This is a genomic window from Pseudomonas sp. MHK4, from assembly GCF_054600775.1.
This window is the reverse complement of record NZ_BAAIAK010000008.1, coordinates 293306-309457: the sequence shown is the minus strand read 5'-3', so window position 1 is coordinate 309457 and position 16152 is coordinate 293306. Positions and strand designations below refer to the sequence as shown.

Annotated in this window: 13 protein-coding genes, 4 tRNA genes and 1 rRNA gene; all 18 read left to right on the top strand. The window is 56.3% G+C overall.

The window, feature by feature from the left end:
- Nucleotides 1-102: ribosomal RNA gene (gene rrf / locus ACYP2Q_RS21395) — 5S ribosomal RNA — on the top strand; the annotation flags it as partial.
- Nucleotides 103-239: 137 nt separating this feature from the next.
- On the top strand, nucleotides 240-1199 hold the full coding sequence (gene birA / locus ACYP2Q_RS21390) for a bifunctional biotin--[acetyl-CoA-carboxylase] ligase/biotin operon repressor BirA (RefSeq protein ID WP_459732308.1): 960 nt from the start codon (nucleotides 240-242) through the stop codon (nucleotides 1197-1199).
- Complete coding sequence (locus ACYP2Q_RS21385) at nucleotides 1189-1938, top strand: pantothenate kinase (RefSeq protein ID WP_459732307.1); 750 nt, start codon at nucleotides 1189-1191, stop codon at nucleotides 1936-1938. The genes birA and ACYP2Q_RS21385 overlap by 11 nt, the downstream gene beginning before the upstream one ends.
- 7 nt (nucleotides 1939-1945) lie before the next feature.
- Nucleotides 1946-2386, top strand: coding sequence for a hypothetical protein (locus tag ACYP2Q_RS21380; RefSeq protein ID WP_459732306.1), 441 nt, complete (start codon nucleotides 1946-1948; stop codon nucleotides 2384-2386).
- Between the two features lie 143 nt (nucleotides 2387-2529).
- A tRNA-Tyr gene (locus ACYP2Q_RS21375) sits at nucleotides 2530-2614 on the top strand.
- Nucleotides 2615-2637: 23 nt separating this feature from the next.
- A tRNA-Gly gene (locus tag ACYP2Q_RS21370) sits at nucleotides 2638-2711 on the top strand.
- A gap of 26 nt (nucleotides 2712-2737) precedes the next feature.
- Nucleotides 2738-2813: transfer RNA gene (locus ACYP2Q_RS21365), tRNA-Thr, on the top strand.
- 174 nt (nucleotides 2814-2987) lie between these two features.
- Nucleotides 2988-3063: transfer RNA gene (locus ACYP2Q_RS21360), tRNA-Trp, on the top strand.
- Nucleotides 3064-3108: 45 nt separating this feature from the next.
- Nucleotides 3109-3477, top strand: a complete 369-nt coding sequence (secE, locus tag ACYP2Q_RS21355; protein ID WP_007984402.1) for a preprotein translocase subunit SecE — start codon at nucleotides 3109-3111, stop codon at nucleotides 3475-3477.
- Nucleotides 3478-3486: 9 nt separating this feature from the next.
- Nucleotides 3487-4020 (top strand): transcription termination/antitermination protein NusG, encoded by a 534-nt coding sequence (gene nusG, locus ACYP2Q_RS21350; RefSeq protein ID WP_007933727.1) that lies wholly within the window; start codon nucleotides 3487-3489, stop codon nucleotides 4018-4020.
- 117 nt (nucleotides 4021-4137) lie between these two features.
- Nucleotides 4138-4569: a 50S ribosomal protein L11 gene (rplK, locus tag ACYP2Q_RS21345; protein ID WP_007933726.1), complete on the top strand. Its 432-nt coding sequence runs from the start codon at nucleotides 4138-4140 to the stop codon at nucleotides 4567-4569.
- The gene (rplA, locus tag ACYP2Q_RS21340) at nucleotides 4569-5264 is read left to right on the top strand and encodes a 50S ribosomal protein L1 (RefSeq protein WP_003186095.1); all 696 of its coding nucleotides are present in this window, start codon (nucleotides 4569-4571) and stop codon (nucleotides 5262-5264) included. The genes rplK and rplA overlap by 1 nt, the downstream gene beginning before the upstream one ends.
- A gap of 198 nt (nucleotides 5265-5462) precedes the next feature.
- On the top strand, nucleotides 5463-5963 hold the full coding sequence (gene rplJ / locus ACYP2Q_RS21335; protein WP_007970413.1) for a 50S ribosomal protein L10: 501 nt from the start codon (nucleotides 5463-5465) through the stop codon (nucleotides 5961-5963).
- Between the two features lie 75 nt (nucleotides 5964-6038).
- Nucleotides 6039-6404: a 50S ribosomal protein L7/L12 gene (rplL, locus tag ACYP2Q_RS21330; protein WP_034148078.1), complete on the top strand. Its 366-nt coding sequence runs from the start codon at nucleotides 6039-6041 to the stop codon at nucleotides 6402-6404.
- Nucleotides 6405-6624: 220 nt separating this feature from the next.
- Nucleotides 6625-10698: a DNA-directed RNA polymerase subunit beta gene (gene rpoB / locus ACYP2Q_RS21325; protein WP_007970415.1), complete on the top strand. Its 4074-nt coding sequence runs from the start codon at nucleotides 6625-6627 to the stop codon at nucleotides 10696-10698.
- A 64-nt stretch (nucleotides 10699-10762) separates the two neighbouring features.
- Nucleotides 10763-14962: a DNA-directed RNA polymerase subunit beta' gene (gene rpoC / locus ACYP2Q_RS21320; RefSeq protein WP_459732305.1), complete on the top strand. Its 4200-nt coding sequence runs from the start codon at nucleotides 10763-10765 to the stop codon at nucleotides 14960-14962.
- A 215-nt stretch (nucleotides 14963-15177) separates the two neighbouring features.
- Complete coding sequence (gene rpsL, locus ACYP2Q_RS21315; RefSeq protein ID WP_003186084.1) at nucleotides 15178-15549, top strand: 30S ribosomal protein S12; 372 nt, start codon at nucleotides 15178-15180, stop codon at nucleotides 15547-15549.
- A gap of 119 nt (nucleotides 15550-15668) precedes the next feature.
- Complete coding sequence (gene rpsG, locus ACYP2Q_RS21310; RefSeq protein WP_002555493.1) at nucleotides 15669-16139, top strand: 30S ribosomal protein S7; 471 nt, start codon at nucleotides 15669-15671, stop codon at nucleotides 16137-16139.
- The last annotated feature ends 13 nt before the right edge of the window (nucleotides 16140-16152 follow it).

Genomic DNA, 16152 nt, shown 5'->3' with positions numbered 1-16152 from the left:
AGCGTTGGAACCACCTGATCCCATCCCGAACTCAGAAGTGAAACGATGCATCGCCGATGGTAGTGTGGGGTTTCCCCATGTGAGAGTAGGTCATCGTCAAGATTAAATTCCGAAACCCCTATCTGCGCATGCAGGTAGGGGTTTTGTTTTTGTCCGCAGGAAAAACTGTCACCCCGGGTTTCTATGCAAGGGCTCAGGGCGTGGCTATCATGCGGGCCTCATTGTGAGGCGAGACTTGCATGTTGACGTTGTTAAAGCTTCTTAAGGATGGCCGATTCCATTCAGGTCAAGCGCTGGGCGCCGCCCTGGGCATCAGTCGTAGTGCTGTGTGGAAGCAGCTTCAGCATCTTGAGGCTGAGTTGGGGTTATCCATTCATAAGGTTCGAGGTCGTGGCTATCAACTGGCTGCGCCGTTGACGCTGCTTGATCCCGTGGAGGTAGAGCGACTGGCTCCCTCTTGTAAGTGGCCGGTCCTGGTCTTCGATTCTCTTGACTCCACCAATGCCGAAGCCTTGCGCGCCATCGAGCGGCAACAGGTTGCGCCTTTTGTTGTGCTTGCCGAGCGGCAAACCGCGGGGCGGGGGCGGCGAGGGCGAAAATGGGTCAGTCCATTCGCGGAGAATATCTATTACAGCCTGGTGTTGCGGATTGAAGGGGGCATGCGCCAGCTGGAGGGCTTGAGCCTTGTAGTAGGGCTCGCCGTCATGCAGGCCTTGCACGAGCTTGGTGTTCCCGGTGTGGGTTTGAAATGGCCCAACGATGTGCTGGTCGGGCAGAAGAAGATCGCAGGGATACTGCTGGAGCTGGTGGGGGACCCTGCCGACGTCTGTCACGTGGTGCTGGGTGTCGGGATTAATGTAAACATGCAGATGACCGATGAGGTCGATCAGCAATGGACGTCCATGCGCCTGGAGTCGGGCAAGGCGTTTGATCGCAATCGCCTGGTCGCGGCGCTGGGGGAAATGCTGCAGAAGTACTTGGCTCGCCACCAGGCAGACGGCTTTACGGCGATCCAGGCTGAGTGGGAGCAGCATCACCTGTGGCAGGGGCGTGCGGTGTCGCTGATTGCGGGTGCAAACCAAATAGATGGCGAAGTGCTGGGCATCGATAGTCAGGGCGCGTTGCGCTTGAAGGTGGGTGATGTGGAGAAAGCCTTCAGTGGCGGTGAGCTGAGTCTGAGGTTGCGTCATGATTCTTGAGCTCGACTGCGGAAATAGTTTTATCAAGTGGCGCGTCCTCGAGGCGAATGCCCGCCAGGTCGTGGGAGAGGGTGTTGTCGATTCTGACCTGGCGTTGCTTGAGGGGGTAAAAGAGATTCAAGGCCTTGCCCTGAAGTTCTGTCGCCTGGTGAGTGTCCGGACTGCCGAAGAAACCGGCGAATTGATTGCCCGGCTGAAGGTGGCCTTCGACATTTCGGTGGTCTGTGCGGCTCCCACAAAGGCAATGGCCGGCGTTCGCAATGGCTATGAAGAATTCGAGCGGCTCGGCCTTGATCGCTGGCTGGCGTTACTTGGAGGGTTTCATCTGGCTGCGGGTGCATGCCTGGTGCTTGATTTCGGCACTGCGGTGACCGCGGACTTCGTTTCTGGGGATGGAGAGCATCTCGGCGGGTTCATATGCCCTGGGATGCCGTTGATGCGAAATCAACTGCGCACCCATACCCGCAAGATTCGTTATGGGGATCTTGCGGCTGAGCGCGCTTTGGAGCGTCTTGTACCAGGTCGTACAACGGTCGAGGCGGTTGAGCGCGGTTGCCTGCTGATGCTTCGGGGGTTCGTGCTGACGCAGCTTGAGATGGCGCGTGGCTACTGGGGGGAGGGTTTTACGGTATTTCTCACCGGTGGTGATGCGGGGCTGGTCAGCGAGATCGTGCCTGAGGCTCGGATGGTTCCCGATCTGGTGTTCGTCGGCTTGGCGATGGCATGCCCTTTGTCCTGAGGTCTTTATGCGTTGGTTGTTTCTGCTGCTGCTGGTTCTCAATGTGTTTTATTACGTCTGGCATCAACAGGAGGCGCCCCTGCGAGCAAAGGACGTGACGCCCCTGAGCTTGTATCGCGGCTCCCAGCAGGACATTCGTCTCTTGAGCGAGGCGACGGACAAGGCCAAGGATAAAGGGCAGGTGGCGCAGGCAGAGGCGGAGTGCCTTTATCTGGGTGGTTTTGCTCGCCAGGATGTCGAGCAAGCGCTTGAGCGCAGGTTGACCGGCATGGGGGTGAAGTATCAGTCGCTGCCTGGAAGTGCGACTGAACCCCCGGCGTACTGGGTCCGTGTGGCCCCTGAAAGCAAGCGCTGGCTGGATGACTTGCAGCTGATAAACCTTTCTAGAGAATTCAATGAGTTAAAACATAAAATAATGCTGTGTGGGGGGGTTGCACCCACTGAATAGTTTGCATAGAATGGCGCCCGCTCCACAGCGAAGACCTAAAGCGGTCAGCGAGGTGAAGCGAGGTCAACGCAGATAAGCTCAGGATTTTAATGAGAAAAATGCTTGACAGAAGGCTGGCATGATGTAGAATGCCGGCTCGCTTAGGAGGGGTTCCCGAGCGGCCAAAGGGATCAGACTGTAAATCTGACGTCTACGACTTCGAAGGTTCGAATCCTTCCCCCTCCACCATTTTAGCGAGAGCTGTAAGCCTCGCGGGTATAGTTTAGTGGTAGAACCTCAGCCTTCCAAGCTGATGATGCGGGTTCGATTCCCGCTACCCGCTCCAAGTTTACAGGTTTTGCACGGTGTTACGCTCTTGTAGCTCAGTTGGTAGAGCACACCCTTGGTAAGGGTGAGGTCAGCGGTTCAAATCCGCTCAAGAGCTCCATATAACAAGGCAGATATGAAAATATCTGCCTTTGTTTTAGGTGGTAGTGGTTGCGCCTGATTGTGTTTCTGAGGGTTGCCGGTGTCGTGAATGTCGGTGTTGCAGCTAAGGTCGCCTGGTAAGTGTTGTAAAGTCTTTTTCGGGTCGGCATAATGGTCGGCCTGATTTTGTTTTAGGTCAGTAGCTCAATTGGCAGAGCGACGGTCTCCAAAACCGTAGGTTGGGGGTTCGATTCCCTCCTGACCTGCCAGATTCACTCGGTGTGTCTGGCTTTCTTTTCACAGGATCTTCATAGATGACTCCTAAAGCTGAAGCTCAAGGCTCTCGTTTCGACCTCCTCAAGTGGCTTGTAGTAGTCGCTCTGGTGGTTGTTGGCGTTGTTGGCAATCAGTACTTTTCTGCTTCGCCGATCCTGTACCGCGTACTCGCATTGCTTGCTATTGCTGCCGTAGCTGCCTTTGTAGGCCTGCAGACGGTCAAGGGCAAGTCTTTCTTTGTACTGGTTAAGGAAGCGCGCACCGAAATTCGTAAAGTCGTTTGGCCAACTCGCCAAGAAACCACGCAGACCACGTTGATCGTTGTGGCTGTTGTCCTGGTTATGGCGTTGCTGTTGTGGGGGCTAGATTCCCTGCTCGGCTGGCTTGTTTCCTTGATTGTCGGCTAAGGGTGTCCCGTGGCTAAGCGTTGGTACGTTGTGCATGCTTACTCCGGTTACGAGAAGCATGTCATGCGCTCGCTGATCGAGCGCGTAAAGCTGGCTGGCATGGAAGATGGCTTCGGCGAAATTCTGGTTCCCACTGAAGAAGTGGTTGAAATGCGTAATGGCCAGAAGCGCAAGAGCGAGCGTAAGTTCTTCCCTGGTTATGTGCTGGTCCAGATGGATATGAACGAGGGTACTTGGCACTTGGTCAAGGATACTCCTCGTGTGATGGGTTTTATCGGCGGTACTGCCGATAAGCCGGCACCGATCACAGATAAAGAGGCAGAAGCGATTCTGCGTCGCGTTGCCGATGGTAGCGACAAGCCTAAGCCGAAGACGTTGTTCGAGCCGGGCGAGTCGGTGCGCGTCAACGACGGTCCGTTTGCCGATTTCACCGGCACGGTCGAAGAGGTCAACTACGAAAAGAGCCGGATCCAGGTCGCGGTGCTCATTTTCGGACGCTCTACCCCGGTAGAGTTGGAGTTCAGTCAGGTCGAAAAGGTCTAGCTGAACAAGCATCCCAACCCCGCAGCCTTAGGCTGTGGGGTTTTGTCGTCACTGGGATAAACGCGCAAGTAACCGGGGAGCCTTTCGAGGCGTTTGAACCCGTAATTGGAGTGCCTCATGGCCAAGAAGATTACCGCTTACATCAAGCTGCAAGTGAAGGCCGCTCAGGCTAACCCAAGCCCACCTGTTGGTCCTGCTCTGGGTCAGCACGGCGTGAACATCATGGAGTTCTGCAAGGCTTTCAACGCCCGTACTCAGGGTCTTGAGCCAGGTCTGCCGACTCCAGTGATCATCACTGTCTACAGCGACCGTAGCTTTACGTTTGAAACCAAATCCACCCCTGCTTCGGTTCTGCTGAAGAAGGCGGCCGGTCTGACCAGCGGTTCCGCTCGTCCGAACACCGTTAAGGTTGGCACTGTAACCCGTGCTCAGCTGGAAGAAATCGCGAAAACCAAAAACGCGGATCTGACTGCAGCTGATATGGAAGCAGCCGTGCGTACTATCGCCGGTTCTGCTCGTAGCATGGGCCTTAACGTGGAGGGTGTGTAATGGCTAAGCTGACCAAGCGTCAAAAGGCTATCGCCGGCAAAATCGAAGCAGGCAAGGCCTACAACTTTGTAGACGCCGCTGCTCTGCTGGCTGAGCTGTCGACTGTCAAGTTCAGCGAGTCGTTCGACGTTGCTGTAAACCTGGGTGTTGACCCGCGTAAATCCGACCAGGTCGTTCGTAGCGCTACTGTGCTGCCACACGGCACTGGCAAGACCGTTCGCGTTGCTGTGTTCACCCAGGGTCCAGCTGCTGAAGCCGCTCTGGCTGCCGGCGCTGACCGTGTAGGCATGGACGACCTGGCTGCCGAAATGAAAGGCGGCGACCTGAACTATGACGTAGTGATCGCATCCCCGGATGCCATGCGCGTTGTGGGTCAGTTGGGTCAGATCCTCGGTCCACGTGGTCTGATGCCTAACCCTAAAGTCGGCACCGTAACCCCAGACGTAGCTACCGCGGTTAAAAACGCCAAGGCTGGTCAGGTTCGTTATCGCACCGACAAAAACGGCATCATCCACACTTCCGTTGGCAAGATCGGCTTCGACGCCGTCAAGCTGAAGGAAAACGTTGAAGCCCTGATCGCTGATCTGAAGCGTATCAAGCCAGCTTCCTCGAAAGGCATCTACGTCAAGCGCGTTACCCTGAGCACCACTATGGGCCCAGGTCTGGTCATCGACCAGAGCTCGCTGGACGCGTAAGACACAAATTGGCGCGAGTGATCGCGCCAATTGAAAAATTGGGGTCCCTGCCTGGCGGGGGCTATCCAAGACCGTAGGCGACGCAAGTCTTAAACCACAAGCCTACGCAGATGGTGCTCCCGGTTCCTTACCGAATCAGACACCAAAACGACATCCGGTTTCGACCAGATGAAACGGTAACAAGCAGGAGTTAAACCCGTGGCAATTAAACTCGAAGACAAGAAGGCCATCGTCGCTGAAGTCAACGAGGCTGCCAAAGTCGCTCTGTCCGCTGTCGTGGCTGATGCCCGTGGCGTAACAGTAGGCGCGATGACCGGACTCCGTAAAGAGGCTCGTGAAGCTGGCGTTTACGTACGTGTTGTACGTAACACCCTGCTCAAGCGCGCTGTTGCTGACACTGAATTCAGTGTCCTCAACGACGTGTTCACTGGCCCTACCCTGATTGCCTTCTCCAAGGAACATCCAGGCGCTGCTGCCCGGATCTTCAAAGAGTTCGCAAAGGGTCAGGACAAGTTCGAGATCAAGGCAGCTGCGTTCGAGGGCAAGTTCCTCGCAGCTAACCAAATCGACGTACTGGCAACTCTGCCGACCCGTGACGAAGCAATTTCTCAGCTGATGAGCGTGATTCAAGGCGCTACCAGCAAATTGGCTCGTACTCTGGCGGCAATTCGCGACCAGAAAGAAGCTGCTGCAGCCTAAGGCTCGTCAACTTCTCGCGTTTTTTGTTTTTTTCGATGGTCGCGTAGGCCGTCCCCAATATCAGGAATTAGATTCATGTCTATCTCTCAGAACGATATCCTTGAAGCAGTTGGCAACATGTCCGTAATGGAAGTTGTTGAGCTGATCAAAGCTTTCGAAGAAAAATTCGGTGTTACCGCTGCTGCTGCATCGGCAGGTCCTGCAGCTGCTGCTGCCGTTGTTGAAGAGCAAACTGAATTCAACGTCATGCTGACCGAAGCTGGCGAGAAGAAAGTTAACGTGATCAAGGCAGTACGTGAACTGACCGGTCTGGGCCTGAAAGAAGCCAAGGCTGTAGTTGACGGCGCTCCTGCCATGGTTCTGGAAGCTGTTGCCAAAGACGCAGCTGACAAAGCCAAAGCAACTCTGGAAGAAGCAGGCGCTAAAGTCGAGCTGAAGTAAGCATCGACTTTGCGTCTCCAGCCCGAGCGTTAAGCGACAGGCTGATGGCTGGTGGCTCTTGCCACCGGCCTTTTTCCGTTATTGGCAGCCGACTGGGTCGGTGCCGGTAACGAGCTGTAACCACCCGATGCGGTGGCGCAAACCATGGGGTTTGCACGATTTTCTGGCTGCTCCCGTCGGGAGGGGCCAAACAAGCAGGTGACCAAGCTGGGGAACGCTGATGGCTTACTCATATACTGAGAAAAAACGTATCCGCAAGGACTTTAGCAAGTTGCCGGACGTCATGGATGTGCCGTACCTCCTGGCCATCCAGCTGGATTCGTATCGTGAATTCTTGCAAGCGGGAGCGACTAAAGATCAGTTCCGCGACGTGGGCCTGCATGCGGCCTTCAAATCCGTTTTCCCGATCATCAGCTACTCCGGCAATGCTGCGCTGGAGTACGTCGGTTATCGCCTGGGCGAACCGGCATTTGATGTCAAAGAATGCGTGTTGCGCGGTGTAACTTACGCCGTACCTTTGCGGGTAAAAGTGCGCCTGATCATTTTCGACAAAGAATCGTCGAACAAAGCGATCAAGGACATCAAAGAGCAAGAAGTCTACATGGGTGAAATCCCCCTGATGACTGAGAACGGTACCTTCGTTATCAACGGTACCGAGCGTGTAATCGTATCCCAGCTGCACCGTTCCCCTGGCGTGTTCTTCGACCACGACCGTGGCAAGACGCACAGCTCCGGTAAACTGCTGTACTCCGCGCGCATCATTCCTTACCGCGGTTCGTGGCTGGACTTCGAGTTCGACCCGAAAGACTGCGTATTCGTGCGTATCGACCGTCGTCGCAAGCTGCCTGCATCGGTACTGCTGCGCGCGCTCGGCTATACCACTGAAGAAGTGCTGGACGCGTTCTATACCACCAACGTATTCCACGTTAAGGGCGAAACCCTGAGCCTGGAACTGGTGCCTCAGCGCCTGCGCGGTGAAATTGCTGTCCTCGATATCCAGGACGACAAAGGCAAGGTTATTGTCGAGCAAGGTCGTCGTATCACTGCTCGCCACATCAACCAGCTGGAAAAAGCCGGGATCAAAGAGCTGGATGTGCCTCTGGACTACGTCCTGGGTCGCACAACCGCCAAGGTCATCGTGCATCCGGCAACCGGCGAAATCCTGGCAGAGTGCAACACCGAGCTGAACACCGAGATCCTGGCGAAAATCGCCAAGGCCGGCGTTGTTCGCATCGAAACTCTGTACACCAACGATATCGACTGCGGTCCGTTCGTCTCCGACACGCTGAAGATCGACTCCACCAGCAACCAACTGGAAGCGCTGGTCGAGATCTATCGCATGATGCGTCCTGGCGAGCCGCCAACCAAAGACGCTGCCGAGACCCTGTTCAACAACCTGTTCTTCAGCCCTGAGCGCTACGACCTGTCTGCGGTCGGCCGGATGAAGTTCAACCGTCGTATCGGCCGCACCGAGATCGAAGGTTCGGGCGTGCTGTGCAAGGAAGACATCGTCGCGGTACTGAAGACCCTGGTCGACATCCGTAACGGTAAAGGCATCGTCGATGACATCGACCACTTGGGTAACCGTCGTGTTCGCTGCGTAGGCGAAATGGCCGAAAACCAGTTCCGCGTTGGCCTGGTACGTGTTGAGCGTGCGGTCAAAGAGCGTCTGTCGATGGCTGAAAGCGAAGGCCTGATGCCGCAAGACCTGATCAACGCCAAGCCAGTGGCTGCGGCGGTGAAAGAGTTCTTCGGTTCCAGCCAGCTGTCCCAGTTCATGGACCAGAACAACCCGCTGTCCGAGATCACCCACAAGCGTCGTGTCTCTGCGCTCGGCCCTGGCGGTCTGACTCGTGAGCGTGCTGGCTTTGAAGTTCGTGACGTTCACCCGACGCACTACGGTCGTGTTTGCCCGATCGAAACGCCGGAAGGTCCGAACATCGGTCTGATCAACTCCCTGGCCGCCTATGCGCGCACCAACCAGTACGGCTTCCTCGAGAGCCCGTACCGTGTGGTGAAAGACGCTCTGGTCACCGACGAGATCGTGTTCCTGTCCGCCATCGAAGAAGCTGATCACGTGATCGCTCAGGCTTCGGCCACGATGAACGACAAGAAAGTCCTGATCGACGAGCTGGTAGCCGTTCGTCACCTGAACGAGTTCACCGTCAAGGCGCCGGAAGACGTCACCTTGATGGACGTATCGCCCAAGCAGGTAGTTTCGGTTGCAGCGTCGCTGATCCCGTTCCTCGAGCACGACGACGCCAACCGTGCGTTGATGGGTTCGAACATGCAGCGTCAAGCTGTACCAACCCTGCGCGCTGACAAGCCGCTGGTAGGTACCGGCATGGAGCGTAACGTAGCCCGTGACTCCGGCGTTTGCGTCGTGGCTCGTCGTGGCGGCGTTATCGACTCCGTCGACGCCAGCCGTATCGTGGTTCGTGTTGCCGATGACGAAGTTGAAACCGGTGAAGCCGGTGTCGACATCTACAACCTGACCAAGTACACCCGCTCCAACCAGAACACCTGCATCAACCAGCGTCCGCTGGTGCGTAAAGGTGATCGGGTTCAGCGTAGCGACATCATGGCCGACGGTCCGTCCACCGACATGGGTGAACTGGCGCTGGGTCAGAACATGCGCATCGCCTTCATGGCATGGAACGGCTTCAACTTCGAAGACTCCATCTGCCTGTCGGAACGCGTTGTTCAGGAAGACCGCTTCACCACGATCCACATCCAGGAACTGACCTGTGTGGCCCGTGACACCAAGCTTGGCCCAGAGGAAATCACTGCGGACATCCCGAACGTGGGTGAAGCTGCACTGAACAAGCTGGACGAAGCCGGTATCGTTTACGTAGGTGCTGAAGTTGGCGCAGGCGACATCCTGGTGGGTAAGGTCACTCCGAAAGGCGAGACCCAACTGACTCCGGAAGAAAAACTGCTGCGTGCGATCTTCGGTGAAAAAGCCAGCGACGTTAAAGACACCTCCCTGCGTGTGCCTACCGGTACCAAAGGTACTGTCATCGACGTACAGGTCTTCACCCGCGACGGCGTTGAGCGTGATGCTCGTGCCCTGTCGATCGAGAAGTCCCAGCTGGACGAGATCCGCAAGGACCTCAACGAAGAGTTCCGTATCGTCGAAGGCGCTACTTTCGAACGTCTGCGCTCCGCTCTGGTCGGCCACAAAGCCGAAGGCGGCGCCGGTCTGAAGAAAGGCCAGGACATCACCGACGAAGTGCTGGACGGTCTTGAGCACGGCCAGTGGTTCAAGCTGCGCATGGCTGAAGATGCTCTGAACGAGCAGCTCGAGAAGGCCCAGGCCTACATCGTTGATCGTCGCCGTCTGCTGGACGACAAGTTCGAAGACAAGAAGCGTAAACTGCAGCAGGGCGATGACCTGGCTCCAGGCGTGCTGAAAATCGTCAAGGTCTACCTGGCAATCCGTCGTCGCATCCAGCCGGGCGACAAGATGGCCGGTCGTCACGGTAACAAGGGTGTGGTCTCCGTGATCATGCCGGTTGAAGACATGCCGCACGATGCCAATGGCACCCCGGTCGACGTCGTCCTCAACCCGTTGGGCGTACCTTCGCGTATGAACGTCGGTCAGATCCTCGAAACCCACCTGGGCCTCGCGGCCAAAGGTCTGGGCGAGAAGATCAACCGCATGATTGAAGAGCAGCGTAAAGTTGCCGAGCTGCGCAAGTTCCTGCACGAGATCTATAACGAGATCGGCGGTCGTCAGGAAAGCCTCGATGACTTCTCGGACCAGGAAATCCTGGATCTGGCTCAAAACCTGCGTGGCGGCGTTCCAATGGCCACTCCAGTGTTCGACGGCGCCAAGGAAAGCGAAATCAAGGCCATGCTGAAACTGGCAGACCTGCCAGAAAGCGGCCAGATGCAGCTGACTGACGGCCGTACCGGCAACAAGTTCGAGCGCCCGGTTACCGTTGGCTACATGTACATGCTGAAGCTGAACCACTTGGTAGACGACAAGATGCACGCCCGTTCTACCGGTTCGTACAGCCTGGTTACCCAGCAGCCGCTGGGTGGTAAGGCGCAGTTCGGTGGTCAGCGTTTCGGGGAGATGGAGGTCTGGGCACTGGAAGCATACGGTGCCGCTTACACTCTGCAAGAAATGCTCACAGTGAAGTCGGACGATGTGAACGGCCGTACCAAGATGTACAAAAACATCGTGGATGGCGATCACCGTATGGAGCCGGGCATGCCCGAGTCCTTCAACGTGTTGATCAAGGAAATTCGTTCCCTCGGCATCGATATCGATCTGGAAACCGAATAACACGTGACGCGAATCGAGAGCGGGGCAGGATTGCCCGCTCTCTGCTCCGCCAGGAGGAAAGGCCTTGAAAGACCTACTGAATTTGCTGAAAAACCAGGGTCAAGTCGAAGAGTTCGACGCCATCCGTATCGGATTGGCATCGCCTGAGATGATCCGTTCGTGGTCGTTCGGTGAAGTTAAAAAGCCGGAAACCATCAACTACCGTACGTTCAAACCTGAGCGTGACGGCCTGTTCTGCGCCAAGATCTTTGGCCCGGTAAAGGATTACGAGTGCCTGTGCGGTAAGTACAAGCGCTTGAAACACCGTGGTGTGATCTGCGAGAAGTGTGGCGTTGAAGTCGCTCTGGCAAAAGTTCGTCGTGAGCGCATGGCGCACATCGAGCTGGCCTCGCCGGTTGCCCACATCTGGTTCCTGAAATCGCTGCCGTCGCGTATCGGCCTGCTGATGGACATGACCCTGCGTGATATCGAGCGCGTTCTCTACTTCGAGAGCTACGTCGTTATCGATCCAGGCATGACCACCCTTGAAAAAGGTCAGCTGCTCAACGACGAGCAGTACTTCGAAGCGCTGGAAGAGTTCGGTGACGATTTCGATGCCCGCATGGGTGCCGAAGCTGTCCGCGAACTGCTGCACGCTATCGACCTGGAGCACGAGATTGGCCGTCTGCGCGAAGAAATTCCGCAAACCAACTCCGAAACCAAGATCAAGAAGCTGTCCAAGCGTCTGAAGTTGATGGAAGCCTTCCAGGGTTCCGGCAACCTGCCAGAGTGGATGGTGCTGACCGTTCTGCCGGTTCTGCCGCCAGATCTGCGTCCACTGGTCCCACTGGATGGCGGTCGTTTCGCGACTTCCGACCTCAACGATCTGTATCGTCGAGTGATCAACCGTAACAACCGTTTGAAGCGCCTGCTGGATCTGTCCGCTCCGGACATCATCGTGCGCAACGAAAAGCGTATGTTGCAGGAAGCTGTCGACGCACTGCTCGACAACGGCCGTCGTGGCCGCGCTATCACCGGTTCCAACAAGCGTCCTCTGAAATCCCTGGCTGACATGATCAAGGGTAAGCAGGGTCGTTTCCGTCAGAACTTGCTCGGTAAGCGTGTTGACTACTCCGGTCGTTCGGTAATTACCGTAGGTCCGACCTTGCGTCTGCACCAGTGCGGTCTGCCGAAGAAGATGGCTCTCGAGCTGTTCAAGCCGTTCATTTTCGGCAAGCTGGAAATGCGTGGTCTGGCGACCACCATCAAGGCTGCCAAGAAGATGGTCGAGCGCGAACTGCCAGAGGTTTGGGACGTTCTCGCTGAAGTGATTCGCGAACACCCGGTTCTTCTCAACCGTGCACCGACCCTTCACCGTCTGGGTATCCAGGCGTTTGAACCAGTACTGATCGAAGGTAAGGCTATCCAGCTGCACCCGCTGGTCTGTGCTGCGTACAACGCCGACTTCGACGGCGACCAAATGGCCGTGCACGTACCGCTGACGCTGGAAGCCCAGCTGGAAGCGCGTGCGTTGATGATGTCGACCAACAACATCCTGTCGCCAGCCAACGGTGAGCCAATCATCGTTCCGTCGCAGGACGTTGTATTGGGTCTGTACTACATGACGCGTGAAGCGATCAACGCCAAGGGCGAAGGTCGTGTATTCGCGGATCTGCAGGAAGTTGACCGTGTGTTCCGTGCCGGCGAAGCCGCGCTGCACGCCAAGGTCAAGGTGCGGATCAACGAAACCGTCAACGACCGTGATGGCGGCAGCGTGAGCGGCACCCGTATCGTCGACACTACTGTCGGCCGTGCGTTGCTGTATCAAGTTGTGCCAAAAGGTCTGTCGTACGATGTCGTCAACCTGCCGATGAAGAAAAAGGCGATCTCCAAGCTGATCAACCAGTGCTACCGCGTGGTTGGTCTGAAAGAGACCGTGATCTTCGCTGACCAGTTGATGTACACCGGTTTTGCCTATTCGACCATTTCCGGCGTTTCCATCGGCGTTAACGACTTCGTTATCCCTGATGAAAAAGCCCGCATCATCGGTGCTGCCACCGACGAAGTGAAAGAGATCGAAAGTCAGTACGCCTCCGGCCTGGTAACCCAGGGCGAGAAGTACAACAAAGTGATCGACCTTTGGTCCAAGGCGAACGACGAAGTTTCCAAGGCGATGATGGCCAACCTCTCGAAAGAGAAAGTCATCGACCGTCATGGCGTCGAAGTCGACCAAGAGTCTTTCAACTCGATGTACATGATGGCCGACTCGGGTGCGCGGGGTTCCGCAGCACAGATCCGTCAGCTGGCCGGTATGCGTGGCCTGATGGCCAAGCCGGACGGTTCCATCATTGAAACGCCGATTACTGCGAACTTCCGTGAAGGTCTGAGCGTACTCCAGTACTTCATCTCGACTCACGGTGCTCGTAAAGGTCTGGCGGATACCGCGTTGAAAACGGCGAACTCGGGTTACCTGACCCGTCGTCTGGTAGACGTGGCGCAAGACCTGGTTGTAACCGAGATCGATTGCGGCACCGAACACGGTCTGCTGATGACTCCGCACATTGAAGGCGGTGACGTTGTAGAGCCGTTGGGTGAGCGCGTATTGGGTCGAGTTATCGCCCGTGACGTATTCAAGCCAGGTACCGAGGACGTTATCGTTCCTGCCGGCACCCTGGTCGACGAGAAGTGGGTCGAGTTCATCGAACTCAACAGCATCGACGAAGTGATCGTACGTTCGCCGATCAGCTGCGAAACCCGTTTCGGCATCTGCGCCAAGTGCTACGGTCGCGACCTGGCTCGTGGTCACCAGGTGAACATCGGTGAAGCGGTCGGCGTTATCGCTGCCCAGTCCATCGGTGAGCCGGGTACCCAGCTGACGATGCGTACGTTCCACATCGGTGGTGCGGCAAGCCGGACCTCCGCAGCCGATAGCGTTCAGGTGAAAAATGGCGGTACCGTCCGTCTGCACAACCTGAAACACGTTGAGCGAGTGGATGGCCATCTGGTTGCTGTATCCCGTTCCGGTGAGCTGGCAATCGCTGATGACTTCGGTCGTGAGCGTGAGCGCTACAAGCTGCCGTACGGTGCCGTGATTTCGGTTAAAGAAGGTGACAAGGTCGACGCTGGCGCAATCGTGGCCAAGTGGGATCCGCACACTCACCCGATCGTTACCGAAATGAAAGGTACCGTGACCTACGTGGGCATGGAAGAAGGCATCACGATCAAGCGTCAGACTGACGAATTGACCGGTATGACCAACATTGAAGTACTCGACGCCAAAGACCGTCCAGCTGCCGGTAAGGACATCCGTCCTGCCGTTAAGATGGTCGATGACAACGGCAAGGATCTGTTGCTGCCAGGCACTGACGTTATCGCTCAGTACTTCCTGCCAGCCAACGCCCTGGTCGGTGTAGCGGACGGTGCGAAGATCGCGATCGGTGATGTTATCGCTCGTATCCCGCAAGAAACTTCGAAGACCCGTGACATCACCGGTGGTCTGCCGCGTGTTGCCGACTTGTTCGAAGCCCGTCGTCCGAAAGAAGCGTCGATCCTGGCTGAAGTCAGCGGCACCATCGCGTTCGGTAAAGAGACCAAGGGCAAGCCCCGTCTGGTCATCACCCCGAACGACGGTAGCGATCCGTATGAAGAGCTGATTCCGAAGTGGCGTCACCTGAACGTGTTCGAAGGCGAACAGGTAAACCGCGGCGAAGTTATCTCCGACGGCCCGAGCGATCCACACGACATCCTGCGTCTGCTGGGTGTGAGTGCGCTGGCCAAGTACATCGTCAACGAGATCCAGGACGTTTACCGTCTGCAAGGCGTGAAGATCAACGACAAGCACATCGAGACCATCCTGCGTCAGATGCTGCGTAAAGTTGAAATCGCTGAATCCGGCGATTCCAGTTTCATCAAGGGCGACCAGATGGAATTGACTCACGTTCTGGTAGAGAACGAGCGTTTGAGCGGCGAAGACAAGTTTGTCTCCAAGTTCACTCGTGTTCTGCTGGGTATCACCAAGGCGTCCTTGTCCACCGAATCGTTCATCTCGGCGGCTTCCTTCCAGGAAACCACTCGCGTACTGACCGAAGCGGCGGTAACCGGCAAGCGCGATTACCTGCGCGGCCTGAAAGAAAACGTGGTCGTGGGTCGTCTGATTCCGGCTGGTACCGGTCTGGCTTATCACAGCGAGCGTAAGCGTCGCCGTGATGCAGACAAGCCGTTGCGCGTGAGCGCCAGTGAAGTGGAAGCTGCACTGACCGAAGCGCTGAACTCGAGCGGTAACTGAGTTCTGCGGTAAATGAGCTGAGGCCCTGGCCACTCCGTTCATCGAATCGAGACAATTTGTCGAGGTTTGATAGGCGGGGAGGTCGGGGCCTTGCCTTGACTGGGGACAAGATCCTCTTTAGACTCTTGTACCCCTAAATTTGGCGGGAATTCGTTCCTGCCATTTTGCTTTTCTTGCAAGACAATAGCGTCGCAAGACAACAGTGGAGCTAGTAGATGGCAACTATCAACCAGCTGGTACGTCAGCCGCGTAAGCGTATCGTCGAGAAATCCGACGTGCCTGCGCTGCAGAACTGCCCGCAACGCCGTGGCGTGTGCACCCGTGTGTACACCACCACGCCGAAAAAACCTAACTCGGCACTGCGTAAAGTATGCCGTGTGCGCCTGACCAACGGTTTCGAGGTTTCCTCGTACATCGGCGGTGAAGGCCACAACCTGCAAGAGCACAGCGTGGTACTGATCCGCGGCGGTCGTGTAAAAGACTTGCCAGGTGTTCGTTACCACACCGTTCGCGGTTCGTTGGATACTTCCGGCGTTAAAGGTCGTAACCAGGGTCGTTCGAAGTACGGTACCAAGCGTCCGAAGTAATGGTCGCTTGCTGCAAAAAACTGATTTCTATTTTTCTGAGTCGATAAGAGTAAGGTCGGAGGCGTCCCGTAATGGGCACCGATTCCGAGCGAACCTGAAGACCGTTTGAGGGCTTATCCATGCCAAGAAGACGCGTAGCAGCCAAGCGCGAAGTGCTTGACGATCCAAAATACGGAAGCCAAATCCTGGCCAAGTTCATGAACCACGTGATGGAAAGCGGCAAGAAAGCCGTTGCCGAGCGTATCGTTTATGGCGCGCTGGAAAAGGTTAAAGAACGCAAGAACAGCGACCCCCTGGAAATCTTCGAGAAAGCTCTCGACGCCATCGCTCCGCTGGTCGAAGTAAAGTCGCGCCGTGTAGGCGGTGCTACTTACCAGGTTCCGGTTGAAGTTCGTCCGTCCCGTCGTAACGCTCTGGCAATGCGCTGGTTGGTAGACTTCGCCCGTAAGCGCGGCGAGAAGTCTATGGCTCTGCGTTTGGCTGGCGAACTGTTGGACGCTGCCGAAGGTAAAGGTGCTGCTGTTAAGAAGCGTGAAGACGTGCACCGTATGGCTGAAGCCAACAAGGCTTTCTCGCACTACCGCTTCTAATTTTAGCGTCACT

Excerpts from the sequence above, each read along its gene's own strand:
- birA (WP_459732308.1), top strand. The coding sequence starts at position 240 with ATGTTGACGTTGTTAAAGCTTCTTAAGGATGGCCGATTCCATTCAGGT.
- ACYP2Q_RS21385 (WP_459732307.1), top strand. The coding sequence starts at position 1,189 with ATGATTCTTGAGCTCGACTGCGGAAATAGTTTTATCAAGTGGCGCGTC.
- ACYP2Q_RS21380 (WP_459732306.1), top strand. The coding sequence starts at position 1,946 with ATGCGTTGGTTGTTTCTGCTGCTGCTGGTTCTCAATGTGTTTTATTAC.
- secE (WP_007984402.1), top strand. The coding sequence starts at position 3,109 with ATGACTCCTAAAGCTGAAGCTCAAGGCTCTCGTTTCGACCTCCTCAAG.
- rplK (WP_007933726.1), top strand. The coding sequence starts at position 4,138 with ATGGCCAAGAAGATTACCGCTTACATCAAGCTGCAAGTGAAGGCCGCT.
- rplA (WP_003186095.1), top strand. The coding sequence starts at position 4,569 with ATGGCTAAGCTGACCAAGCGTCAAAAGGCTATCGCCGGCAAAATCGAA.
- rplL (WP_034148078.1), top strand. The coding sequence starts at position 6,039 with ATGTCTATCTCTCAGAACGATATCCTTGAAGCAGTTGGCAACATGTCC.
- rpoB (WP_007970415.1), top strand. The coding sequence starts at position 6,625 with ATGGCTTACTCATATACTGAGAAAAAACGTATCCGCAAGGACTTTAGC.
- rpsL (WP_003186084.1), top strand. The coding sequence starts at position 15,178 with ATGGCAACTATCAACCAGCTGGTACGTCAGCCGCGTAAGCGTATCGTC.
- rpsG (WP_002555493.1), top strand. The coding sequence starts at position 15,669 with ATGCCAAGAAGACGCGTAGCAGCCAAGCGCGAAGTGCTTGACGATCCA.